At 69.4% G+C, this 22,380-nt stretch carries 22 protein-coding genes; 5 read left to right on the top strand and 17 right to left on the bottom strand.

All coding sequences use genetic code 11. The features are described 5' to 3' along the window. The first annotated feature begins 83 nt into the window (after window positions 1–83). Window positions 84–728 (top strand): DNA-3-methyladenine glycosylase I, encoded by a 645-nt coding sequence (locus tag KL771_RS07775; RefSeq protein ID WP_261967974.1) that lies wholly within the window; start codon window positions 84–86, stop codon window positions 726–728. 46 nt (window positions 729–774) lie between these two features. Here KL771_RS07775 and hisG read toward each other — a convergent pair whose 3' ends face one another. Genes hisG through hisS form a run of 3 tightly spaced genes read right to left on the bottom strand, consistent with a single transcriptional unit; the run spans window position 775 to window position 4,484 of the window. Next, window positions 775–1,755: an ATP phosphoribosyltransferase gene (gene hisG, locus KL771_RS07770; RefSeq protein WP_261967973.1), complete on the bottom strand. Its 981-nt coding sequence runs from the start codon at window positions 1,753–1,755 to the stop codon at window positions 775–777. Beyond that, window positions 1,752–2,987 (bottom strand): ATP phosphoribosyltransferase regulatory subunit, encoded by a 1,236-nt coding sequence (locus KL771_RS07765; RefSeq protein ID WP_261967972.1) that lies wholly within the window; start codon window positions 2,985–2,987, stop codon window positions 1,752–1,754. Before KL771_RS07765 ends, hisG begins: the two co-directional genes overlap by 4 nt. Before the next feature lie 9 nt (window positions 2,988–2,996). Continuing rightward, window positions 2,997–4,484, bottom strand: coding sequence for a histidine--tRNA ligase (gene hisS / locus KL771_RS07760; protein WP_261967971.1), 1,488 nt, complete (start codon window positions 4,482–4,484; stop codon window positions 2,997–2,999). 409 nt (window positions 4,485–4,893) lie between these two features. Between hisS and KL771_RS07755 the strand changes: the two genes are divergently transcribed. Beyond that, a complete protein-coding gene (locus KL771_RS07755; protein ID WP_261967970.1) occupies window positions 4,894–6,015 on the top strand; it encodes a glycosyltransferase in 1,122 nt (373 codons plus the stop codon). A gap of 33 nt (window positions 6,016–6,048) precedes the next feature. Here KL771_RS07755 and KL771_RS07750 read toward each other — a convergent pair whose 3' ends face one another. From KL771_RS07750 to KL771_RS07730, 5 genes are all read right to left on the bottom strand, one after another. After that, window positions 6,049–6,420 carry a YunG family protein gene (locus tag KL771_RS07750; RefSeq protein WP_261967969.1) on the bottom strand — a complete coding sequence of 124 codons (372 nt, stop codon included), beginning with the start codon at window positions 6,418–6,420 and terminating at the stop codon, window positions 6,049–6,051. A 255-nt stretch (window positions 6,421–6,675) separates the two neighbouring features. Beyond that, complete coding sequence (groL, locus tag KL771_RS07745) at window positions 6,676–8,313, bottom strand: chaperonin GroEL (RefSeq protein WP_261967968.1); 1,638 nt, start codon at window positions 8,311–8,313, stop codon at window positions 6,676–6,678. Window positions 8,314–8,335: 22 nt separating this feature from the next. Next, window positions 8,336–8,494 (bottom strand): hypothetical protein, encoded by a 159-nt coding sequence (locus tag KL771_RS07740; RefSeq protein ID WP_261967967.1) that lies wholly within the window; start codon window positions 8,492–8,494, stop codon window positions 8,336–8,338. Between the two features lie 83 nt (window positions 8,495–8,577). Further along, window positions 8,578–8,877, bottom strand: a complete 300-nt coding sequence (gene groES, locus KL771_RS07735) for a co-chaperone GroES (protein WP_054360483.1) — start codon at window positions 8,875–8,877, stop codon at window positions 8,578–8,580. A 244-nt stretch (window positions 8,878–9,121) separates the two neighbouring features. After that, complete coding sequence (locus tag KL771_RS07730) at window positions 9,122–9,988, bottom strand: TIGR01459 family HAD-type hydrolase (RefSeq protein WP_261967966.1); 867 nt, start codon at window positions 9,986–9,988, stop codon at window positions 9,122–9,124. Window positions 9,989–10,195: 207 nt separating this feature from the next. Between KL771_RS07730 and mutL the strand changes: the two genes are divergently transcribed. Then, on the top strand, window positions 10,196–12,220 hold the full coding sequence (gene mutL / locus KL771_RS07725; protein ID WP_261967965.1) for a DNA mismatch repair endonuclease MutL: 2,025 nt from the start codon (window positions 10,196–10,198) through the stop codon (window positions 12,218–12,220). A gap of 10 nt (window positions 12,221–12,230) precedes the next feature. Here mutL and KL771_RS07720 read toward each other — a convergent pair whose 3' ends face one another. The 4 genes from KL771_RS07720 to KL771_RS07705 are packed head-to-tail and all read right to left on the bottom strand — an operon-like array spanning window position 12,231 to window position 14,314. Beyond that, a complete protein-coding gene (locus KL771_RS07720; protein ID WP_261967964.1) occupies window positions 12,231–12,800 on the bottom strand; it encodes a GNAT family N-acetyltransferase in 570 nt (189 codons plus the stop codon). Between the two features lie 4 nt (window positions 12,801–12,804). Next, the gene (locus tag KL771_RS07715) at window positions 12,805–13,371 is read right to left on the bottom strand and encodes a helix-turn-helix domain-containing protein (RefSeq protein ID WP_261967963.1); all 567 of its coding nucleotides are present in this window, start codon (window positions 13,369–13,371) and stop codon (window positions 12,805–12,807) included. Window positions 13,372–13,425: 54 nt separating this feature from the next. Further along, window positions 13,426–13,887 (bottom strand): hypothetical protein, encoded by a 462-nt coding sequence (locus KL771_RS07710; protein ID WP_261967962.1) that lies wholly within the window; start codon window positions 13,885–13,887, stop codon window positions 13,426–13,428. Window positions 13,888–13,945: 58 nt separating this feature from the next. Then, window positions 13,946–14,314, bottom strand: coding sequence for an antibiotic biosynthesis monooxygenase family protein (locus KL771_RS07705; protein ID WP_261967961.1), 369 nt, complete (start codon window positions 14,312–14,314; stop codon window positions 13,946–13,948). Window positions 14,315–14,398: 84 nt separating this feature from the next. On the opposite strand from KL771_RS07705, the gene KL771_RS07700 reads away from it, so the two are divergent. Further along, complete coding sequence (locus KL771_RS07700) at window positions 14,399–14,869, top strand: MarR family winged helix-turn-helix transcriptional regulator (protein ID WP_261967960.1); 471 nt, start codon at window positions 14,399–14,401, stop codon at window positions 14,867–14,869. 18 nt (window positions 14,870–14,887) lie between these two features. Here the strand turns inward: KL771_RS07700 and KL771_RS07695 are convergent, their stop codons facing one another. From KL771_RS07695 to KL771_RS07675, 5 genes are all read right to left on the bottom strand, one after another. Continuing rightward, window positions 14,888–15,781, bottom strand: coding sequence for a hypothetical protein (locus tag KL771_RS07695; protein WP_261967959.1), 894 nt, complete (start codon window positions 15,779–15,781; stop codon window positions 14,888–14,890). 766 nt (window positions 15,782–16,547) lie between these two features. After that, window positions 16,548–17,591 (bottom strand): SPFH domain-containing protein, encoded by a 1,044-nt coding sequence (locus KL771_RS07690; RefSeq protein ID WP_261967958.1) that lies wholly within the window; start codon window positions 17,589–17,591, stop codon window positions 16,548–16,550. 978 nt (window positions 17,592–18,569) lie between these two features. After that, on the bottom strand, window positions 18,570–19,811 hold the full coding sequence (locus KL771_RS07685) for a flavin-dependent oxidoreductase (protein WP_261967957.1): 1,242 nt from the start codon (window positions 19,809–19,811) through the stop codon (window positions 18,570–18,572). Window positions 19,812–19,844: 33 nt separating this feature from the next. Then, window positions 19,845–20,300: a cupin domain-containing protein gene (locus KL771_RS07680; RefSeq protein ID WP_261967956.1), complete on the bottom strand. Its 456-nt coding sequence runs from the start codon at window positions 20,298–20,300 to the stop codon at window positions 19,845–19,847. A 133-nt stretch (window positions 20,301–20,433) separates the two neighbouring features. Beyond that, window positions 20,434–21,606 (bottom strand): ABC transporter substrate-binding protein, encoded by a 1,173-nt coding sequence (locus tag KL771_RS07675; RefSeq protein ID WP_261967955.1) that lies wholly within the window; start codon window positions 21,604–21,606, stop codon window positions 20,434–20,436. 185 nt (window positions 21,607–21,791) lie between these two features. Between KL771_RS07675 and KL771_RS07670 the strand changes: the two genes are divergently transcribed. Next, window positions 21,792–22,352 carry a MarR family winged helix-turn-helix transcriptional regulator gene (locus KL771_RS07670; RefSeq protein ID WP_261967954.1) on the top strand — a complete coding sequence of 187 codons (561 nt, stop codon included), beginning with the start codon at window positions 21,792–21,794 and terminating at the stop codon, window positions 22,350–22,352. The last annotated feature ends 28 nt before the right edge of the window (window positions 22,353–22,380 follow it).

The raw sequence follows: 22,380 nt of genomic DNA, 5'->3' as shown, positions 1-22,380 counted from the left end.
CCCGGCCGATACCGCGGCCTCCTGACATCGACCGTCATTCCGCCCGTGATAGTCTCCCGGCCTTCGAATCCGGGGAGACGGGCATGATCGCCGAGGAATTGCCGAAAGGTCTGTTGCGCGGCGAGGACGGCCGCTGCCGGTGCTGGTGGCATGGCGGCGAGCCCTTCTATCAGGCCTATCACGACCGGGAATGGGGCCGTCCCGTCGCCGACGACCGCCGCCTGTTCGAGAAGATTGTCCTCGAAGGCTTCCAGTCCGGCCTGTCCTGGCTGACCATCCTGCGCAAGCGCGAGAATTTCCGCGCCGCCTTCGCCCATTTCGACGCCGAAGCCGTGGCGCGCTTCGGGCCCGCCGATGTCGAGCGCCTGCTCGCCGATGCCGGCATCGTGCGCCATCGCGGCAAGATCGAATCGACCATCAACAATGCCCGCCGGGCACTTGAGGTGACCGAGCAGTTCGGCTCGCTCGCTGCCTATGTCTGGCGTTTCGAGCCCGATGCGGCGGCCCGCCCGACGCGGTTCGACCACGCGACGCTGACCGCCAATCCGACCAGCGCGGCCTCCAAGGCCCTGTCCAAGGACCTGAAGGCACGCGGCTGGAGCTTCGTCGGGCCGACCACCGTCTATGCCTTCATGCAGGCGATGGGGATGGTCAACGACCATCTGGAGGGGTGCTACGTCCGCGCGGAATGCGAAGCCGATCGCGCTGCCTTCGTGCGGCCCGGCTGACCGGTCGCGGCGGCGATCCCGGACCGGGCGGATCCATCGCGGCGGTTCAGGCGGTCGCGCGCTCGATGCGGGCGACCAGGCCGTCGGCGAGCGGATTCGCGGCTGCGAAGACGTAGTCGAGCCGGGCGGCGGTGACGACCGAGGCGCCCTGCTCGCGCAGGGCCGCGGCGAGCCCCGGCACCCGAGCGGTCGGCAGATGCAGGACCAGCGGTCCCGGCTGGTCGGCGCCGAACGGGGTCGTGGCGCCGAGGGCTGCGGCGATCGCTGCGGCGGCGGCCGGATCCGGCACCGCGGCACGGACCTCGCTCAGCCCGCGCGCGGCGGCTTCCGCGGCGATCCGGTCGAGGATGGCGCGGGCCTGGGCACGGGCGCGGACGGTCCATGCGGCGGTCAGCGAGGCGACCAGATGCGCCTGGCTCCTCAGGATGACGCCGTCGCCGACGACCTTCAGGTTGTTGGCGGTCAGGGTCGAGCCGGTCGAGGTGATGTCGACGATCGCCTCGGCATTGCCGGCCGCCGGCGCACCCTCGGTCGCCCCGAGGCTTTCCACGATGCGGTAGGCGGCGATGCCCTGCTGGGCGAAGAAGCGGCGCGTCAGATTGATGTATTTGGTGGCCACCCGCAGGTGATGGCCGTGGCGGAGCCGGAACTCCGAGGCGATGTCGGCCAGATCCGCCATCGTCGCCACGTCGATCCAGGCCATCGGCACGGCGACCACCACGTCGGCATGGCCGAAGCCGAGCTCGGTGACCAGATGCACCTTGTCGGACCAGGCCGGGATGGTCTCCTGGACCAGATCGAGCCCGGTGACGCCGAAATGGATATTGCCGGCGCCGAGTTCCTTGGTGATCTCGGAGGCCGACAGGAAGGCGACCTCGACGCCCTCGATGCCGCCGAGCCGGCCGCGATAGTTGCGCGCGCCGCCTGGCTGCAGGATCGACAGTCCCGAGCGCTTGAAGAATTCGGCGGCATTCTCCTGCAGCCGCCCCTTGGACGGTACGCCGATGACGAGATCGCCCTCGCTCACGCCAGCCCCCCGTCCAGTTCCACGCCGGCCAACCGGTCGAGCCACATGGAGAAGCCGACCGCCGGCACCGAGACCCGGGCGCCCAGCCGCTCGATCAGTCCGTCGTAGCGTCCGCCGCCGACCACCGGCTTGCCGTCCTTGCGGGCCGGGTCGCGGATCTCGAAGACGAAGCCGGTGTAATAGTCGAGGTTGCGGCCGAAATCGGCGCGGAAGGCCAGCGACGCAAGATCGATGCCGAGCGCTTTCATGGCCTTGGAGCGTCCCCGGAAGGTCGCGACCGCCTCGGCGATGTCGATATGCATCTCGCGCTGGAAGCGGTCGAGCTCGCGCGCGGCCTTGACCGGATCGCCCGAAATGGTGAGGAAGCGGCCGATCGTGTCGGCCTTCTCGCGCGTCAGGCCGCCTTCGGCCTTGAGTGCGGCCTGCTGCAGGAAGCGGTCGGCGATCTCGTGGGCGGTGCGCCCGCCGACCGCCGTGATGCCGGCGATGGCCAGCAGGTCCTCGACCACCGCGCGGGCCGCCTCCGGATTGGCGCCGGCCAGCGCGCCGAGAAAGCCGGCATGGGCGACGATGTCGCCGCCGTCGCGTGCGACCAGCTGCTCGAGGCCGGCTTCGAGCTTGGCGCGGTCGCCGAACAGGGAGCGCAGGCGCCGGCGGACGGGCAGGGGCAGTTCCAGCGCTTCGAGCAGCGCCGTGAACAGGCCCTCGTCGCCGATCTCGATCTGCGGATCGAGCACGTCGAACAGCTCGGTCGCCTCGATCGCCATCCGGAAGATCTCGGCATCCGCGCGCGGCCGCTCGGTCTCGCCGAATCGTTCGATGCCCGCCTGCTGGAACTCGCCGCTCTCGCCGGGGCGCTGGCGGAAGACCGAGCCCATATAGGCCATGGCGGAAACCCGGCCGGGCACGCCGCGGGCGAGATACTCCCGGCACACCGGGATGGTGAAATCCGGCCGCAGGCAGAGTTCCTCGCCGTCCGCGCCGGTGGTCACGAACAGGCGTCGGCGGATGTCCTCGCCGGCGGTATCGAGGAACACGTCGGCCGGCTGCAGGATGGGCGGCGAGACGATCTCGGCCTCGGCGGCGACGAACAGGTCGATCAGTTCGGAGATCGGGTCCTCGTCCGGAAGGGCGTCCGGATCGGGCCACTCGTCCATCGGCGCACCGACCATCTCCTCGAACATGCGGGTGATCTCGCCGGGCGCGGGGGGCTTCTTCGGCGTCCTGGCCATGGGGCCTCCTCAGCCTTTCTCGCCCTGGAGCAGGGCCAGGATGGCCGGCACCAGTGCCTCGGGCGCCTCCGACACCTCGAACTGCGCCGGACGGCTTTCGCGCCATTCCTTGTTGTCGGTGATCGTGCCGGACAGGCGCTTGCCCTCGATCAGATCCTTGACCTGCACGACGCCGCGGTCGCGTTCGTCCGATCCCTGGATGACCACGCAGGGCGCGCGGCGGCGGTCGGCATATTTCATCTGCGCCTTCATGCCGGAGCCGCCGAGATAGAGTTCGGCGCGGATGCCGGCGGCGCGCAGGCGCGCCACGATCGCCTGATAGCGGGCGGTCTCGCTGCGGTCCATGACCAGCACGACGACCGGGCCCGGCGCGGTCTGGCCGCCGATCAGGCCGCGGCTCTTCAGCGCGGCGGTCAGCCGCGAGACGCCGATCGAGAAGCCGGTCGCCGGCACCGGCTCGCCGATGAAGCGCGATACGAGGCCGTCATAACGCCCGCCGCCGGCGACAGAGCCGAAGCGGACGGTCTGGCCGTCGTCGTTGACGATTTCGAAGGTCAGTTCGGCCTCGTAGACCGGGCCGGTATAGTATTCGAGCCCGCGCACCACGGAAGGGTCGATGCGGACCCGGCCGTCATCGTAGCCGGCGGCGGCGACGAGACGGCCGATTTCGGCCAGTTCCTCGACGCCCTCGGAGCCGCGCGCGCTGGAGCCGACCACGCGGCGGAGCGTGTCGAGCGTCGCCTCGGTCGTCGCCGCGCCGGCGCCGACGAAGGCCAGCACCGTGTCGATCGCCTCCGGCGTCAGCTTGGCGCCGGGGGTGAAGTCGCCGGATTCGTCCTTGCGGCCGTCGCCGAGCAGATAGCGCACGCCCTCGGCGCCGAGCCGGTCGAGCTTGTCGATGGCGCGCAGCGCGGTCAGCCGGCGATGCGCGGCGTCGTCCCCGGCCAGCCCGATCACCTCGAGCACGCCGTCGAGAACCTTGCGGTTGTTGACCTTGACGACATAGTCGCCGCGGGCGATGCCGAGATTTTCCAGCGTGTCGGCGGCCATCATGCAGATTTCGGCATCGGCGGCGACCGAGGGCGCGCCGACCGTGTCGGCGTCGAACTGCATGAACTGCCGGAAGCGGCCGGGGCCGGGCTTCTCGTTGCGGAACACCCAGCCGGCGCGATAGCTGCGATAGGGCTTCGGCAGCTTCTCGTAGTTTTCCGCGACATAGCGGGCGAGCGGCGCGGTCAGGTCGTAGCGCAGGCTCAGCCACTGCTCGTCGTCGTCCTGGACCGAGAAGACGCCCTCGTTGGGGCGGTCCTGGTCGGGCAGGAACTTGCCGAGCGCGTCGGTATATTCGACCAGCGGCGTCTCGACGGGCTCGAAGCCGTAGAGTTCGTAGGTCTCGCGGATCTTCGCCAGCATCGCATCGACGGCGCGGATCTCGTCGGGCATACGGTCGACGAAACCGCGCGGGAGCCGCGCCTTGAGCCTGTCGCCGCCTGTCATGGTTCTGCCTCGAATGCCGATCATCAACGCCGAAAGCCCGCCTTGCGGGGCGGGCACCGCGTTCCTAGACCATGGCGCGCGACGGGGCAAGCGCGGGCGGGCCGCGTGACTTGCCTCACTGTCCGGCTGGAATTAACGGAAGCTTCAGGCTGCCGCTTGACGCGGCGATCGGATCGGTCTCAATGCGCTGTCTCGCCCGCCCTCCCGGGTTCGTGATCGACGCTCACTGGCGGAAAGCGTCCCGCGCTAACCCGAGAGCAACCGATCCCGTGCAGAATGCCGATCGTCAAGGGCTTGCGAGCATAGCAGGATCGATGGTGGCGCCGGCCGGCAAGGTGCGGGTGCCGCTCCAAGGCCCGGGCGGCGCATCTGGTGCGGCCTGGTGACCGGTCGCGAAGGGTGGACGGGAATGGAGCCGCGCATTTCGATCGTGCCTGCCGCCTCGCTGGCACCGGAACTTTCGGTCGTGGTTCCGACCTATAACGAGAGCCAGAACGTTCCCGTCCTGGTCGACCTGCTGTCCAAGGCGCTCGAAGGGGTCGCCTGGGAGATCATCGTCGTCGATGACGACAGTCCGGACGGCACGGCGGGCGTGGTCAAGGCGATGGCCGCCAAGGACACGCGGGTGCGCTGCATCCGCCGCGTCGGCCGGCGCGGCCTGGCCGGGGCCTGCATCGAGGGCATGCTGTCCTCCTCCGCCCCGATCGTGGCGGTGATGGATGCCGACCTGCAGCATGACGAGGCCTTGCTGCCGCAGATGCTTCAGGCGATCCGCGACGGCGCTGACCTGGCCGTCGGCAGCCGCTATGTCGGCGGCGGCTCTTCGGGAGAGGGCCTGTCCTCGATCCGGAAATGGGGCAGCGAGACCGCGACGCGGCTCGCCAAGCAGGCGCTCGGCGTCGAACTGTCCGATCCGATGAGCGGCTTCTTCATGATCCGCCGCGAGAAGGTCGAGGGCGTCGCCGGCGAACTGTCGCGCGAGGGCTTCAAGATCCTGCTCGACATCGTCTCGGCGATCGAAGAGCCGATGAAGATCGTCGAGCTGCCCTTCACCTTCCGCAGCCGCCATGCGGGCGATTCCAAGCTCGACAGTCTGGTCACGGCCGAGTATCTGGGCCTGCTCTTCTCCAAGATTTCCGGCGGCGTGCTGCCGGTGCGCTTCCTGATGTTCGCCGCGGTCGGCGCCAGCGGCGTCATCGCGCATATCATGGCGCTCTATTTCGCGCTCGACATGCTCGGATACGGCTTCGAATGGAGCCAGTTCTTCGCCGTCATGACGGCGATGACCTGGAACTATATTCTCAACAACCAGCTGACCTATCGCGACCGGCGCCTGACCGGCATCCGCTTCTTCTCCGGCCTGCTGACCTTCTATCTGGTCTGCAGCATCGGCACGGTCGCCAATGTCGGCGTCGCCAGCTGGATCCACGGCTTCCACCCGGTCCCCTGGATCGCCGGCCTGACCGGCGCCGTGATGGGCGCGGTGTTCAACTACGCGGCCAGTTCCGTGCTGACCTGGCGCAGCGCCTGAACCGGTCGCCCGCCACCCGAGCGGATCGGGCGGTCACGGTTGCGATCCGGTTCCCGTGCGGCACCGCCAGGCGGCGTCGAAGCGTGCCGACAGCGCGGCGAATTGCGCCGGCGTGCCGTCGGCGGCGGCCTCGTCGCGGCTGGCGGCGACATCTTCGGGGTCCGGCGGCTCATCGAACTGGGATTCGGTGAAGTCGATCCGGCGCCCCGCGATCTCGTTGTAATAGTGGAAGCTGGACCCGATCCGGGTCTTCAGGATGCGGCCGCCGAAGCGGTCGTGGACCAAGGCCGCCGTCAGGCCGCATTGGCCGGCCGCCGGATTGTGCGGGCTCCACTGCGACGAACTCTCCGCCGACCAGGCCTCGGTCAGGCAGGTCAATACGCGCATTTCATCCTCGAAGGTCATCTCCGGCTCCTCCCGCCGCCATGATGGCAGAGCGGCACGGTGTGCGAAAGCCTGGCATTTGAAATGCCAGCGAGCGTCGTATCGAACGCCGGCCGCGGCAGCCCCAGCCCTCTCAGCGTACCCTGGCGCGTCCCGTGATCGGTCCGTGTCGCCGACAGGGCCTGAGATAGGGCCCCGAAATCTGGCCGGAAAACGAAGACGGGGAGCGGTTGCCCGCTCCCCGTCTCGAACTCAGTCAGCGCGCTGACTTCTCGATCAGAAGTCCATGCCGCCCATGCCGCCGCCACCGCCGGCCGGCATCGCGGGCTTGTCCTTGGGGAGCTCCGCGACCATGGCTTCGGTGGTGATCAGCAGGCCGGCGACCGAGGCCGCGTCCTGCAGGGCGGTGCGCACGACCTTGGCTGGGTCGATGATGCCCGCCTCGACCATGTCGACATAGGTCTCGCTCTGGGCGTCGAAGCCGGCCGTGGCGCTCTTGGACTCGAGCAGCTTGCCGACCACGATCGAGCCTTCCACGCCGGCATTCTCGGCGATCTGGCGGATCGGGGCTTCGAGAGCCTTCATCACAATGTTGATGCCGGCCTGCACGTCGGCCACGTCGGACTTGACCTTGGCGACGGCCGCCTTGGCGCGCAGCAGGGCGACGCCGCCGCCCGGGACGATGCCTTCCTCGACCGCGGCGCGGGTGGCGTTGAGCGCGTCATCGACGCGATCCTTGCGCTCCTTGACCTCGACCTCGGTCGCGCCGCCGACGCGGATCACCGCGACGCCGCCGGCGAGCTTGGCCAGACGCTCCTGCAGCTTCTCGCGGTCGTAGTCCGAGGTGGTCTCCTCGATCTGCGCCTTGATCTGCGAGACGCGAGCCTCGATTTCCTTCTTCTTGCCGGCGCCGTCGACGATCGTGGTGTTTTCCTTGGCGATCGTGACCTTCTTGGCGCGGCCGAGGAACTCGACGCCGACATTCTCGAGCTTGATGCCGAGATCCTCGGAGATCACCTGGCCGGAGGTCAGGATGGCGATGTCCTCGAGCATGGCCTTGCGGCGATCGCCGAAGCCCGGCGCCTTGACGGCCGCGACCTTGAGGCCGCCGCGCAGCTTGTTGACCACGAGGGTGGCGAGCGCCTCGCCCTCGATGTCCTCTGCGATGATCAGCAGCGGCTTGCCCGACTGCACGACCGCTTCGAGGATCGGCAGCATGGCCTGCAGCGAGGACAGCTTCTTCTCATGGATGAGAATGTAGGGGTCTTCCAACTCGGCAATCATCTTGTCGGCGTTGGTGATGAAGTAGGGCGACAGGTAGCCGCGGTCGAACTGCATGCCCTCGACCACGTCGAGCTCGGTCTCGAGGCTCTTGGCCTCCTCGACCGTGATCACGCCCTCGTTGCCGACCTTCTGCATCGCCTCGGCGATCATCTCGCCGATGGCCTTCTCGCCATTGGCCGAGATGGTGCCGACCTGGGCGACTTCGGCCGAGGTCTTGATCTTCTTGGCGCGCTTCTGCAGGTCCTTGATGGCCTCGGCGACGGCGAGATCGACGCCGCGCTTCAGGTCCATCGGGTTCATGCCGGCGGCCACCGCCTTGGCGCCTTCCTTGACGATCGACTGGGCCAGCACCGTGGCGGTGGTGGTGCCGTCACCGGCGAGGTCGTTGGTCTTCGAGGCCACTTCGCGCACCATCTGGGCGCCCATGTTCTCGAACTTGTCCTCGAGCTCGATCTCCTTGGCGACGGTGACGCCGTCCTTGGTGATGCGCGGCGCGCCGAACGACTTCTCGATGACCACGTTGCGGCCCTTCGGGCCGAGCGTCACCTTGACGGCATTGGCGAGGATGTCGACGCCGCGCAGCATCCGGTCGCGCGCGTCGCCACCGAACTTCACGTCCTTGGCAGCCATGGGATTTCTCCTGGAATGGGTTTCAATCGGGGTCGCCGCCCTGGTCGCGATCCGAGCGCAGGCGCTCTGCGATCCGCCGGGCGATGCGGAAGAGGATCCAGGCCACCGACATGATCGTGACCGTGGCGAGGGCGATCTGCCATTCCTCGGTCAGAAGCGGTTGGCCTGGGGATCCGGGCATGGTCTCGTTCCGTGGGCGCGGGCGCGCGCCCGAGGCTCAAGCGCCGATCGGAGGTGGTCCGGCAGGGCCGGACGACCGGCTGATCAGGCGATCACACCCATGATGTCGCTTTCCTTCATGATCAGGAGGTCCTGGCCGTCGAGGCGGACCTCGGTGCCCGACCACTTGCCGAAGAGGACCTTGTCGCCGACCTTCACGTCCAGGGCGACGATCTTGCCGCTCTCGTCGCGCGCGCCGGGGCCGACGGCGACCACCTCGCCCTCCTGGGGCTTTTCCTTGGCGGTATCCGGGATGATGATCCCGCCCGCGGTCTTCTGCTCGGCTTCGATCCGCTTGACGACGATGCGGTCGTGCAGCGGGCGGAACTTGGTCTTGGTGGCCATTGGCTTTGAACCCTTGGGATTACTGAAATCGAGGGGGCTCGCGCGGCAGCCGCGGTGCCCGGCCGGTTTGGCACTCACCAAAAGGGAGTGCTAGCAGCCGAGGCGGAGATAGGCTGGGATCGGCGTGAAGTCAAGATTTCCCGCCGCCGGGAGGCTGATCAGAGTGAAAATTTCGGTTCCGCCGCCGCGCCGGGCGCCGGAGATCGCCGTGCCTCACGGTCCAAAGTTCGAAGGGCCGCTGCCCTTACCAGACCAGCCGCGGCATCACGGCGGCGGCGCCGAGCCCCTCGGAGCGCAGGCGGGCGGCGACCAGCGCCAGGTCGGGGGCCTCAGGGTCGCCGAAATCGGCGGCGTGGATGCCGCCGGTGACGAACAGCACGTCGAAGCCCTGGGCGTCGGCGCCGCGGATGTCGGTCGGCAGGCCGTCGCCGATGGCCAGGATGTCGCGGGTCTCAATGGGGCCGCACAGGGTCTCGATCCGGGCGCGCGCCGCGTCGTAGATCGGCCGGAACGGCTTGCCGAGCATGATCACCTCGCCGCCGAACTCCTCGTAGAGGCGGGCGAGCGCCCCGGCGCACCAGACCAGTTTGTCGCCGCGCTCGACCACGATGTCCGGATTGGCGCAGACCATCGGCAGCCCGCGGGCGGCCAGGGCGGCGAGGCGGTCGCGATAGTCGTCCGGGCTCTCGATGTCGTCGTCGAGGAGGCCGGTGACCGAGACGATCTCGCCGGCCGCGTCGTCGGCGAGCCGGCCGGGCAGGCCGTCATAGAGGGTCAGGTCGCGGTCCGGACCGATATGGATCACGGCCCGCTCGGGGCGCGTCGCCAGGAGGTCGCGGGTCACGTCGCCGGAGGTGACGATGTCGTCATAGGCGTGGCGCGGCACGCCGTAGCCGGCGAGCTGCTGGTGGATCGGCCCCGCCGGACGCGGCGCATTGGTGATCAGCACGACCTTGCCACCGGCGGCGCGATAGGCCGACAGCGCCTCGTGGGCCGGACGGAACGCCGTCATCCCGTTATGCAGCACCCCCCAGACATCGCTCAGCACGGCGCGGTAGCGCGGCGCGAGCACGGACAGGCCGGAGACCAGAGGCGGATGGACGTCTTTCATGGGGTCGGCGCGTTCCGTCGGGAGGGCAGGGCGCCGGATCAGTAGCGGGGGGCGGCGCGCGAGGCAATGGCACTGTTGGCGGCAGAGCCGCAGGCCGGCGGAGCCGCGAGGTCGGCGAGCGGTGGAGCGACGGAGGCTGCCGGGGCCGCGCCGACCGTGACGACCCGCCGCGAATCCGCGATAAGAGGGGCGGAGGTCTTCCCGCCCATGTCGTCTGCGCCGTCCGTCGTCCGCCAGCTTTCCGACGATACGATCAACCGCATCGCCGCCGGCGAGGTGATCGAGCGGCCGGCGAGCGTGGTCAAGGAACTGGTCGAGAATGCCGTCGATGCCGGCGCCGGGCGGGTCGAGATCGTCACGGCGGGCGGCGGCAAGACCCTGATCCGGGTGACCGACGACGGTTCGGGCATGAGCCGCGACGATCTCGCGCTGGCGGTCGAGCGGCACTGCACTTCGAAACTGCGCGCCGACGACCTGCTCGACATCCACACGCTCGGCTTCCGCGGCGAGGCGCTGCCGTCGATCGGCGCGGTGTCGCGGCTTGCCATCGCGACCCGGCACGCCGGCGAACCGCACGGCTGGGAGATCACGCTCGAAGGTGGGCTGAAGGGCGAGCCGCGCCCGGCCGGCCTCGCCCGCGGCACGCGCGTGGAAGTGCGCGACCTGTTCTTCTCGACGCCGGCGCGGCTCAAATTCCTGAAGACCGAGCGCGCCGAGGCGGCGGCGATCACCGAGGTGGTCAAGCGGCTGGCACTGGCCCGGCCGGACGTGCGCTTCTCGCTGTCCGGCGCCGACCGCACCGCGCTGGACCTGCCGGTGGCGCGCGGCACGGACGCCCGGCTGGTCCGCATCGCCCAGGTGGTCGGCGCGGATTTCCCCGACAATGCGGTGCCGATCGATGCCGAACGCGAGGGCGTCGAACTGATCGGCTATGCCGGCCTGCCGACCTATCATCGCGCCGCCTCGACCTGGCAATATCTGATGGTCAACGGCCGTCCGGTGCGCGATCGGCAGCTGTTCGGCGCCCTGCGCGGCGCCTACCAGGACCTGATGCGTTCGGACCGCCACCCGGTCGTGGTGCTCGACATCCGGCTCGACCCGCACGAGGTCGACGTCAACGTGCATCCGACCAAGGCCGACGTGCGCTTCCGCGAACAGGGCCTGGTGCGCGGACTGGTGGTCGGCGCGATCCGAGAGGCCATGGCGCGGGCCGGCCACCGCGCCTCGACCACCGTCGGCGCCGCCACGCTCGCCGCCTTCCGCACCGGCCTCGGCCCCGACGCCGCGCCGCCGGCCGGCCACCATCAGGCCGCGACCGCCCCGCGCGGTTTCGGCCGGCCCGAAAGCCCCGGCGCTGCGGCCGGCCGGCCGTCCTCCTATGGCCGCGACCCGCTCCGCCCGTCCGGCGGGGTGTCGCGCGAAGCCTGGGACTGGCGCGTCTCGCCCTTCCGTCCCGATCCGATGGACCGCGCCCAGGATCCGGCGGACGGGGATCCGGGCCTTCCCGAGAGGGACCCCGCCCTGCACGAGCCGCAGGGCGGCGCGCCGCTGCCCGGCTTCGGCGAGGCGGCGCAGGCCGGCTTCGCGCCGGGCTTCGGCGTCTCGGCCGACATCCGGTCCGCCGACCCGGCGATCGATGCCGAGCGCGCCGCCCGCCCGCTCGGTGCGGCGCGGGCGCAGCTGCACGAGAACTACATCGTCGCCCAGACCCGCGACGGCTTCATCCTGGTCGACGCCCATGCGGCGCATGAGCGGCTGACCTACGAGCGGCTGAAGCGCCAGCGCGCCGAGACCGGCATCGCGCGCCAGATGCTCCTGGTGCCGGAGATCGTCGAGCTGCCCGAGGAGGATGCCGGCCGGCTCGCCGATCATGCCGCCGCGCTGGCCGAGGCCGGGCTGGTGATCGAGCCCTTCGGCCCGGTCGCGATCGCGGTGCGCGAGACGCCGGCCCTCTTCAAGCGCCTCGACATTGCCGGCCTCGTCCGCGACATCGCCGACGATCTCGCCGACCGCGACGCCTCGTCCCGGCTCGACGAGCGCATCAACCATATCCTGTCGACCATGGCCTGCCACGGCTCGGTGCGCACCGGCCGCCGCCTCCGCCCCGAGGAGATGGATGCGCTCCTGCGCGAGATGGAGGCGACCCCCAATTCCGGCCAGTGCAACCACGGCCGCCCGACCTGGGTCGAACTGAAGCTGACCGACATCGAGCGCCTGTTCGGGCGCAGCTGAGGGCGCGCCGTCAGGCCGCCGCGCCGATCCGCTTCCAATAGATCCGCGTGCCGGTCAGGCCGCCATGGGGCTTCAGGGCGTAGTCGGGGATCTCGCCGGCGAAGTGGAAGCCGGCCTTCTCGTAGAGCCAGGCGGCGCCCTCGTCGGTGGCGGTGTCGAGCACCAGGAGCGTGCGCCCGCGCGCCACGGCGACCTGCTCGGCCGCGTCGAGCAGGGCGCGGCCGATGCCGCGGCGGCGGTGGGCGACGGCGGTCATCATCTTGGCGATCTCGCCGCGATGCGGTTGGTTGGGCGGGCAGTCGAGCAGGAGCGTCACGGTGCCGGCGAGCCGGTCGCCCACGAAGGCGCCGAACACGACCCGCTCGCCCCGCCCGGCCGCGGCGAGCGAGCCCGACCAGAAAGCTTCCGCATCGGCCCGCGCCAGCGGATGCATGAAGCTGACCGAGCCGCCACGGGCGACGGTCTCGATCAGGAGATCGGCCAGTGCCGCGACGGTCTCGGGCGTGGCATCGAGCGGGCGGATCGCGATGGCGCTGCGGGCTTCATCGACGGGCATGGGCGAGGGGAGGGGCGTGGGCATGGGTTCAGGTCCGGGCGAGGGCGACGACATAAAGGCAGGGCCGGTCGGTTTCGTTGGCGAAGGTGACCTCGGCCGGCGGGCCGAAGCCGAGGCAGTCGCCGGCTTCCAACTCGTGGCGCGTGCCGCCTTCGGTCAGCACCAGCCGGCCCGACAGCACCCAGAGCGCCTGCCGGATGCGGGCATAGGAGTCCGACGGCAGCGTCACCCGCCCGCCGGCCGGCATCTCGACCTCGACGATCTCGACCGGATGGTCCGGCCGCGAGAAGACCTGCCGGCGCCGGTAGCCGGTCTCCGGATCGCGCCAGACCGGCTGGTCGGCCGCGCGGATCAGCCGTCCGCCGCCATCCTCGGCGCGCAGCAGGAGCCCGGCCAGCGTCAGGTCGAAGGCCCGCGCCAGCCGCACCAGCACCACCGCCGTCGGGCTCGCCTCCTCGCGCTCGATCTTGCTGATCGTCGCCTTGGCAACCCCGGCCCGCTCGGCCAGATCCGCCAGCGACCACCCCCGCGCCTCCCGCTCCAGCCGGATGCGGCGGGCGAGACGGGTGCCGGTGTCGTCTACTGTTGTGTCCATATGTAAAGTTTAGTGGATGAGCGGGCCCTGTCAAGGTCGCCCGGCGCGACGTGGTCAGGTCGGCGCGCGGCTATGCAGGCCTGCGCCGGAGGTGGCCGTCATTCTGAGCCCGTCGCGCATGTTGAGGCCGAGTAGGACCAGATTGCAGGCGCCCGCGGCGAGTTCGAGCGCCTGGACCGCATAGAAGGATGCGTCGAATGTCCCGGCTTGTGCCTTCCAGGCCAGGTACAGGGCCGACGGCACCAGGATCAGGACGCCATTGGCGGCGATCCATGGCATGCGCCCGATCTTGGCCGGAACCAAGCCGATGCGCCGTCCGCCGGCGCGCTTGAAGCCGGTGCCGGCGGTCAAGGCGAGGGCCGGGACGAGGACGAGAAGCCCCCAGGGGACGGCCGACTTCACGGCGACCACGGTCGCCGGCGCACCGAACAGTTCGGACAGGGTTGTCGACAGCCAGAAGGTTGCGATCATCAGGATCGCGATGGCGCCTGCGACGGGATGAAGCCGTTTCAGCATGGTCAGTTCCAGGGTGAGCGAAGAGAGGGCGGCTGCGCTTCCGGCGTTGCGGGTCGCATCACGCGACGCAGACGCCCGGTACGGCGACCTTTTCGAAAAGATGCGGCGATGCGATGCAGGACGACGGATAGGCGGCGAGCTTGGCCTGGAATTCGGGATTGCCGAACGCGGCCCTGAAATGGGCGTTGGACTCCCAGACCGCATAGTTGAGATAGGTCGGACTGTCGCCGAGGGCGCGATGCAACTGGGTCGAGATGAAGCCCGGCAGGGCCTTCATGACCGCCGCATCCTCCGCCCAGATGGCCAGGAAGGCCGGTTCGTCCGCCCTGTCGAGCGTGAACAGGTTGACCAGGACAACCGGTCCGGTTTCGAGCGGAAGCTGGTCTTGAATGGGACAGGCCGGATCCAGAGGACGGAATGCGAGCATGGCGAGCTTCCTTCGGATCGCGTGTATGGTGTCAATGCCGCCAATCATAATAAGTTGACATCATGATGTCAAAAGGAAAGCATGATGCCATCGCGCGACCAGGACCGCTCCGACGCCGGTGCCGCCTTGACGGAACTCATTCTCGACCTGTTCCGGCTCAGCAACCGGATGCTCGCCTCCGGCGATCGGCTCGTGGCCGGGCTTGGCCTGACCAGTGCCCGCTGGCAGGTGTTGGGTTCCATCGTCGCGACCGAACGCCCGCAGCCGGTCGCCTGGATCGCCCGCGACATGGGCGCCAACCGCCAGAATGTGCAGCGGATCGTCAACGATCTGGAATCCGAGGGGCTGGTCGAATTCCAGGCCAATCCCCATCACCGCCGCGCCCATCTGGTCGTGCTGACGGCCCGGGGCAGGGACATTTTCGAGGCCGCGATGCGCTTGCAGGCCCCGTGGATCAACCGGCTCTCCGAGGGCCTTTCGGTGGAGGAGATCCAGACGACCCATGGGGTGGTGGCTGCCCTTGAACGGAAACTGGGTTTGGACGCGAAGGACTGACAGGGCTCCGACGGAGCTTCACCCCACCCCCAGCATCAGCCGCTTCTCGGCCACCGCGACCGTGGCGATGCGGCCCCAGGGGAAGGGCAGGCGGTCGGATTCGATGCCGTCGGCGAAGATGGTGCCGTCCTCATCCATCTCGGAGGTGATCGCGACGGGGGTGCGGGTGACGGTGCCGGCGACCAGGTCGGCGCCGGTCGCCGGGCTCGCCCAGGCCTCGCGCACCAGGAACTGCAGCTTGGCGTCGGTCGGGGCGAGGTCGAGGCGGCGGCCGGTGGCGCGGGCGATCGAGGAGGCCCAGCCGGTCGCGCCGGTGCCGGTCGCCACGATCAGGCCGGAGGAGGACTGCCGCTCGCTGGCGCCCTCGAAGGCGATCCGGTAGCGCGCCGACTGGTGGGTGCGGTGGCCGAGATAGATCTCGTTGAGGGCCGTCAGGCTCTCGCCGGAGTCGAGCCGGACCTCCGCCATGGTGCGCGCCTCCAGCGTCAGCCGGCCCGCGGCCGCCGCGGCGATCGCCTCCCGGGCGGCTTCGACGCGGAAGCGCACCAGCACGCCGGCATTGCGGCCAGGCCGCGGATCGATGCCGACCACGGTCTGGCCGGTCAGATACTTGGCCACATTGGCGACCAGCCCGTCCTGACCGACCGCGACCACGACATCCTCCGGGCCGAACACGAAGCGCTCGACCTCGGCGCGCATCAGCATGGCCTGGCGCCAGTCGGCCGGAATCGCGGCGCGCACCCGGCGCAGCACCTCCGTGAAGGCGGCATGCTCGGCCTCGACCGCATCGAGCGACAGACCGCGCCGCTCCAGCACGAAGCGCGCGGTGGCCATCGACGCATGGGTGGCGCGGACGCGATCGAGATCCGTCTCGCGACGCACGATGACGATCCGGGGCATGAGCACGGCCATGACGGCCTCCTGATGGCGGGCGGTCCGCTGGTGCGGACCGGGATGGGGTGTGGGGACATGGGCCTTCGGGGCGAAGCCGGGCCTCGGGTTGACGGGGTTCCTGGGGGGTAAGTTATTGTCAGATAATGGTACTTCAGGTCCAAGGCCCCTCGATTCCTCCCCTTCTCCCCTTTGCGGAGGGATAAGGGATAACCCGTCGACGGATTGCGGAATTTCGGTTGCAAGATCTCCCTTCCCCTTCCCCTTCGCCCCCTGCCAAGGGGGAGAAGGTGGCCGAAGGCCGGATGAGGGGGCCTCGATGTCGCAGCCTCCACCGGGCCCCCGGTTCGGGGATCGCGGCCGTGCGGCTCGGACCGCCAGCAACTCCCGTCGCCGCGAGATCGTCCCCCTCATCCGCCCTTCCGGCACCTTCTCCCCCCTGCGGAGGGAGAAGGGGTAACCCGTTGACGGATTGCGGAATTTCGGCTGCCGAAATCTACCGGTCCCTTCCCCTTCGCCCCCTGCCAAGGGGGAGAAGGTGGCCGAAGGCCGGATGAGGGGGCTTCGATGTTGCGGCCTCCACCGCGCCCTCGGTTTGGGGATCGCGGCCGAGCGGTCCGGACCGCGAGCCGGCCCCGTCGCCGCGAAACCGTCCCCCTCATCCGCCCTTCGGGCACCTTCTCCCCCCACGGGGGGAGAAGGAGATAACGCGTTGATGGATCTGCGGAACCGACTCCCAGGGTGCTTCCCCTTCGCCCCCTCGGAAGGAGGGCGAAGGGACCGACGTTCAGGGCTTGCCGGCGACCGCCTTGGCGAAGGTCTGGCCGATCAGTCCGACGGCATCCGGGCCGAGATTGAGCGTGCCGATCTTGGCGGCGGCGAGCCCGGTTTCCAGCGCGTGGGCGAGGGTGACGACCGGCGGCAGGCCCTTGGCGATCTCGGCGCGCGTCTGCTCGGTGGCGAGCCGGACGGCATCGGTCCGTTCGAGCGCGCGGGCCTCGGCCTCCGACGAGGTGGCGAGCGCGGCCGCGGCCGCGAGGGATTGGATTTCGCGTACATGCGCCTCGCCCTCCGCCTCGATGCGGGCGGTTTCCTGAGCGATATGCGCACGCGCCAATTCGTTATCCCTTTCCTTGGCGATCAGCCGGCCGCGCTCGTCCTCGAGCCGGATCTTGGCGCGGGTCTCGTTCTCGGCGATGGCCGCCTCCTTCTCGACAGCGGCCGCGCGGCGGGCAAAGGTCGCCTCGTCGGCGCCCTGCTGAAGTTTTTCGATCGTCGGCTGGCGCAGCGCGCGGACCAGTTCGGGCGCCGGCGACAGGTCGGTCAGCCGGATGCCGGCGATCTCGATGCCGATCGCGGCGAGCCGGCCGGTCGTCGCGAATTCGCGCTCGACCGCGGCCAGCAGCGCACCGATGCCCTCGTCGAGTAGTCGCGCGACGGTGCGGGCGGCGACGAAACGCTCGACCGCCGAGGCGACCAGGCCGTCGATCAGGCTTTCGACCTGGGCGACCGGCTCGCCGCGATGCTGGCCGGTCTTCGGTTCGACCGTGAAGTCGATGCGGCCGGCCAGGAGGACCGGGTCGACCGCCCGCCAGGTCGCCAGGCCGAGCGCACTGACGGTCTGGAAGTCGGCCGTGGTGGCCGAGATGGTCAGGACATGGTCGCGGTCGTCGGCCGGGATTTCGACCAGCGAGGTCGGTCCGCCGGTCGCGAACCAGGCGGCGATACCGCGGCCCGAGCGGACCAGCCGCCCCTGGCGGAACACCGCCAGGAAGGAGGAGGCCTCGACGCGGGCCTGGGTGAGAAAGGGATAGCGGGTGATGATGGCCATGATGGGCCTCTTGCGGGTCAACGCCGACCGGACCCCGATCGGCTCATGGCGTTAGATTTATATTGCAAAGTGCGAAATGCAAGTTGAAATTCTGACCTTCACCGGGACGTGATGGCGTCGCCGCTCGCCGGTCCTACACGCCGCGAGGAGCGGGGCGACCCTCGATCTCCCGGCGCATCCCCGGACAAGGCCCGTGAGGGCCGCCGATCCGGGGCCCACGCGCATCGCAGCAGGCGTCGGGATCTCCATTTATATCAAAGTCTTGCGGCAGGTCGCCAACAGAGTGGGTCCCGGCTCTGCGCTCCGCTCCGGCCGGGAATGCGGCCCTTCGGGGCATCGTTCCAGCGGGTGCGGGGCAGTGCGGATTCGGGATTGGGCAGCGGACAGTAGGCAGTGAGCAGTGAGCGGTGAGCAGTGGAGCGTCTGATGCTGGAGCCCCTGCCGCAATCTCCCAGCGCATCCCCGGACAAGGCCCGTGAGGGCCGCCGATCCGGGGCCCACTCGCAGCGCAGCAGGCGTCAGGATCTCCATTTATATCAGAGTCTTGCGGCAGGCCGCCAACAGAGTGGGTCCCGGCTCTGCGCTCCGCTCCGGCCGGGAATGCGGCCCTTCAGGGCATCGTTCCAGCGGGTGCGGGGCAGTGCGGATTCGGGATTGGGCAGCGGACAGTAGGCAGTGAGCAGTGGGCAGTGGGCAGTGGAGCGTCTGATGCTGGAGCCCCTGCCGCAATCTCCCAGCGCATCCCCGGACAAGGCCCGTGAGGGCCGCCGATCCGGGGGCCTACTCGCATCGCAGCGGGCGTCGGGATTGCCATTTATATCAAGGTCTTGCGGCAGGTCGCCAACAGAGTGGGTCCCGGTTCTCCGCTGACGCTCCGGCCGGGAATGCGTCGGGAGATTCTCGTTCAGCGACTGTACCCCCTGCTCTCCGAACGAGAGCCGCGTCCCCGCGGCCGGGGGATCCGGCCGCGGGGATGGGCTACCGGTTGACCTGGGTCAGGGCGAAGCCGGCCTTGCCGGCATAGCCCTTGACGATCATGTCGCGTTCGGTCGGGCTCATCACTTGCTCGATATAGTCGAAGCCCGACGGGGCGCGGCGCTCGACCTCGTCGATGACCCGCTCCGGGCCGCCGGTGCGATTGAGGCGGACGATCTCAGCGGTCTTCGGCAGGCGCTCCTCCTCGTAGAGCGACAGCGCCAGCATGGGATGCTCCGAACGCGCCAGCATGTCGGCCAGGTGGCGCGCGTCGAGGATCGCCTGGGCGGCGCCGTTGGAGCCGACCGGATACATCGGATGGGCGGCGTCGCCGAGCAGCGTCACCCGGCCGAAGCTCCAGCGCGGCAGCGGATCGCGGTCGCACATGGGATATTCCCAGCAGGTCGAGGTGGCGCGAACCAGCGCTTCCACATCCACGCCCGGCACCTTGAAGCGGGCCGCATAGGGCACGACCTCGTCCATGCGGCCGGTGCGCGACCAGCTGTCGACCGGCGGGGTCGTCGCGGCCGGGTCGGCGACGCGGATGCCGATCGCCCAGTTGGTCAGGCGCGTTTCCGGCGTCGAGCCGGGCGCGATCGGATAGAGCGCGAGCTTCGCCCCCATGCCGCCGCCGATATACATCGACCGGCCGGAGAGGAATTTCGGCCACTCGGTGGCGCCGCGCCACAGGAGCACGCCCTGCCAGCTCGGCCGGCCCTGCTCGGGATAGAAATAGCGTCGCACGACCGAATGGATGCCGTCGGCACCGACCAGCACTTCGCCGCGCACGGTCTCGCTCGACGTGCCGAAGCGGCTGTCGACGAAATGCGCGGTCACGCCGCCCTCGTCCTGGAAGAAGCCGCCGAGCCGGAGCCCGGTGCGCACCGCATCCGGGCCGAGCCGCTCGATCACCGCGTCGTGGACCAGCTTCTGCAGCCGGCCGCGGTGGATCGAGAATTGCGGATAGTCGAAGCCGCCGTCGAGACCGCGCGGTTCGGCCCAGATCTTCTGGCCGAGCCGGTTGATGTAGATGAGTTCCTTGGTGCGCAGCGCGACCGCGTCGAGGGCCGGCAGCAGGTCGAGCGCGGCCAGTTCCTTGATGGCATGCGGCAGCACGTTGATGCCGACGCCGACCTCGCGGATCTGCGGCGCCTGCTCGTAGACGACCGAACGGATGCCCTTGCGATGCAGCATGAGCGCGAGCGTGAGCCCGCCGATGCCGCCGCCGACGATGAGAACCGTCATGTCACTCTCCTGAATACGCGGAGGAAGGCGCCGTCACGCCTGCGCGTCCGGCGGCGGCAGGAAATCGACTTCGTGCTTGGCGGCCAGCGCGACGACCTCGGCCGGCGTCTGGCTGGGCATGTTGTGGATCGCCCAGAACAGGTCGTAGAGCCGGCGGGTCGGCGCGACCCAGAACAGGCATTTCGCCGTGGTGCCGGACTTGTTGAAGATGCCGTGCGGGATGCCCATCGGCATGCGCACCAGGTCGCCCGACCGGGCGACCGCCTCGCGGCCGTCGAGGATCAGGTCGAGCCGGCCCTCGAGCATATAGATAAACTCGTCCTGGGTCGGATGGATATGCGGCGGCACGAAGGTCTCGGCCGGGAAGGTGGCGTGCCAGCCGAACGAGGCCTCGCTGACCTCCTTCGGCACATAGGTCTGACCGAGGATGTTCCAGCGGATGTTGTCGAGGCCTTCACCCGCCTTGGTGATGCCGGGAGCCAGGATCATCGGGGCTTTCCTTTCATACGCAATACGATTTCCGGCACCGAGACGGGCGGCCGCCCGGCGGATCAGATGCGCCAGCGATTTCAGATCGCAGACTGTCCGCACGCTCATGGCGACCGCCTCGTCCCGGCGGGCGTCACTTCATCGGACAGTCGCCGGCATGGGCGTCGACATAGTCGGCGAAGACCTTGTCGGCGATCTCAGTCTGGTACTTGCCGTCGGCGCGCTTGGCGACCTTGACCAGGTAGAAGTCCTGGATCGGATAGTTGTTGTTGCCGAAGCGGAACTTGCCGCGCAGCGAGGTGAAGTCGGCCTTCTTCATGGCCGCGGTCAGGGCGGCGCGGTCGCCGACCTTGCCGCCGGCACCCTTGATGGCGCTGTCGATCAGCAGTGCGGCGTCATAGGCCTGCATGGCGTAGGTGCCGGGCACCGAGCCGTAGGCGGCCTCGAAGGCGGCGACGAAAGCCTTGCTCTGCGGGTTGTTCATGTCCGGCGCCCAATTGGCGCCGCCGAGGAAGCCGATCGCGTCGTCCTTCTGCGCCGGCAGGGTCGATTCGTCGGTCGTGAAGGCCGACAGGAACGGGATGGCGGCGAGGCCGGCCTGGCGATACTGGCGGACCAGATTGACGCCCATGCCGCCCGGCATGAAGGTGAAGAAGGCTTCCGGCTTGGCGGCGGCGATCTTGGTCAGCTCGGCGGAGAAATCCAGTTGGCCGAGCGGGGTGAACATCTCGTCCAGCACCTGGCCCTTGTAGTGGCGCTTGAAGCCGGCCAGCGAGTCCTTGCCGGCCTGGTAGTTCGGCGCCATCAGGACGACGGACTTGTAGCCCTTGTCCTGCGCATACTTGCCGAGAACCTCGTGCACCTGATCGTTCTGGTAGGAGGTGACGAAGAAGTTCGGATTGCACTGCTTGCCGGCGAAGTTCGAGGTGCCGGCATTCGGGCTGATCAGGATGGCGCGGGCGGAGTCCGTCACCGGCTTGTGGATCGCCTGCAGCACGTTGGAGAAGATCGGACCGACCACGAAGTCGACATTGTCGCGGTCGATCAGGCCCTTGACCTTGGTCACCGCCACGTCCGGCTTCAGTTCGTCGTCGGCGACGACGACCTCCGCCTCCAGGCCGCCGAGCTTGCCGCCGAGCGTCTTGACCGCGAGGTTGAAGCCGTCGCGCGCCTGGGCGCCGAGCACAGCGGACGGGCCCGACAGGGTCACCACGACGCCGATCTTGACCTTGTCCTGGGCGCTCGCCGGAACGGCGGCCAGAAGGGCGGCGGCAAGCAAGGGAAGGACAGCGGACGCTCTCAACATGGCTCGGATCTCCGGTTCGGCGCCGGCGGGCGACATGCCCGCGTATCCGGTACCCCTCGGCCACCGGAGGACGCATGCGGGAAACTGCGCACAGCATGCTTGGAAAATTAGGTGGAAGTCAACATAATATACGGGTTCTCCCGAAGGGCGCCGACAACCGGTGCCCACCCCGCACCGGAGCGACCGTGACCGCCCCCGCCCCGACCGACCACGCCCCGCCCGACCCGAAAGTCAGGCCGCCCGCCGTGTCCCCCGCCGCCGCCAACTTGCACACCGCGGCAAGCCCCGCCGGTGCGCCGGCCGAGGGCGCCGACGCCTTCCCGCTGCACGGTCACCTGTTCTTCTATTTCAGTCAGATCATGGCGCATCGGAACCGGCGCCTGAATGCGGAGCTCAAGCCCTTCGGCGTCGACTATGCGCGCTGGCGGATCATGGCCGTGCTCAACGACCAGCCGGGCTGCTCGATGCAGCAGCTCGCCGACACGACGTCGGTCGACCGGACCTCGCTGACCCATACGCTGAAGCTGATGGAAGCCGAGGGGCTGGTCTCGCGCACGCCGCGGGCGACCGACCGGCGCAGCGTCGTGCTCGGACTGACCGAGGCCGGCAGCCGGCTCTTCGTCGACATCCTGCCGACGGTGCGCGCGCAGACCGACCTGGCGCTGACCGGCATCGGCGCCGGCGAGGCGGACACCCTGATGCGGCTGCTCGCCCGGATGGCGGAGAATCTTCGCGACGAAAGCTGACCGTTCGCTGACTTTTCGGTGCGGGCGC

This window comes from Prosthecodimorpha staleyi, assembly GCF_018729455.1.
GTDB classification, from domain to species: domain Bacteria; phylum Pseudomonadota; class Alphaproteobacteria; order Rhizobiales; family Ancalomicrobiaceae; genus Prosthecodimorpha; species Prosthecodimorpha staleyi.
The sequence above is the reverse complement of the archived record's forward strand: the minus strand, read 5'-3'. Positions and strand labels throughout refer to the sequence as shown.

Bases quoted from the DNA above. Each gene is read 5' to 3' on its own strand.
- KL771_RS07775 (WP_261967974.1), top strand. From the start codon at position 84: ATGATCGCCGAGGAATTGCCGAAAGGTCTGTTGCGCGGCGAGGACGGC.
- KL771_RS07765 (WP_261967972.1), bottom strand. From the start codon at position 2,987: ATGGCCAGGACGCCGAAGAAGCCCCCCGCGCCCGGCGAGATCACCCGC.
- hisS (WP_261967971.1), bottom strand. From the start codon at position 4,484: ATGACAGGCGGCGACAGGCTCAAGGCGCGGCTCCCGCGCGGTTTCGTC.
- KL771_RS07755 (WP_261967970.1), top strand. From the start codon at position 4,894: ATGGAGCCGCGCATTTCGATCGTGCCTGCCGCCTCGCTGGCACCGGAA.
- KL771_RS07750 (WP_261967969.1), bottom strand. From the start codon at position 6,420: ATGACCTTCGAGGATGAAATGCGCGTATTGACCTGCCTGACCGAGGCC.
- groL (WP_261967968.1), bottom strand. From the start codon at position 8,313: ATGGCTGCCAAGGACGTGAAGTTCGGTGGCGACGCGCGCGACCGGATG.
- KL771_RS07740 (WP_261967967.1), bottom strand. From the start codon at position 8,494: ATGCCCGGATCCCCAGGCCAACCGCTTCTGACCGAGGAATGGCAGATC.
- groES (WP_054360483.1), bottom strand. From the start codon at position 8,877: ATGGCCACCAAGACCAAGTTCCGCCCGCTGCACGACCGCATCGTCGTC.
- KL771_RS07730 (WP_261967966.1), bottom strand. From the start codon at position 9,988: ATGAAAGACGTCCATCCGCCTCTGGTCTCCGGCCTGTCCGTGCTCGCG.
- mutL (WP_261967965.1), top strand. From the start codon at position 10,196: ATGTCGTCTGCGCCGTCCGTCGTCCGCCAGCTTTCCGACGATACGATC.
- KL771_RS07720 (WP_261967964.1), bottom strand. From the start codon at position 12,800: ATGCCCACGCCCCTCCCCTCGCCCATGCCCGTCGATGAAGCCCGCAGC.
- KL771_RS07715 (WP_261967963.1), bottom strand. From the start codon at position 13,371: ATGGACACAACAGTAGACGACACCGGCACCCGTCTCGCCCGCCGCATC.
- KL771_RS07710 (WP_261967962.1), bottom strand. From the start codon at position 13,887: ATGCTGAAACGGCTTCATCCCGTCGCAGGCGCCATCGCGATCCTGATG.
- KL771_RS07705 (WP_261967961.1), bottom strand. From the start codon at position 14,314: ATGCTCGCATTCCGTCCTCTGGATCCGGCCTGTCCCATTCAAGACCAG.
- KL771_RS07700 (WP_261967960.1), top strand. From the start codon at position 14,399: ATGCCATCGCGCGACCAGGACCGCTCCGACGCCGGTGCCGCCTTGACG.
- KL771_RS07695 (WP_261967959.1), bottom strand. From the start codon at position 15,781: ATGGCCGTGCTCATGCCCCGGATCGTCATCGTGCGTCGCGAGACGGAT.
- KL771_RS07690 (WP_261967958.1), bottom strand. From the start codon at position 17,591: ATGGCCATCATCACCCGCTATCCCTTTCTCACCCAGGCCCGCGTCGAG.
- KL771_RS07685 (WP_261967957.1), bottom strand. From the start codon at position 19,811: ATGACGGTTCTCATCGTCGGCGGCGGCATCGGCGGGCTCACGCTCGCG.
- KL771_RS07680 (WP_261967956.1), bottom strand. From the start codon at position 20,300: ATGATCCTGGCTCCCGGCATCACCAAGGCGGGTGAAGGCCTCGACAAC.
- KL771_RS07675 (WP_261967955.1), bottom strand. From the start codon at position 21,606: ATGTTGAGAGCGTCCGCTGTCCTTCCCTTGCTTGCCGCCGCCCTTCTG.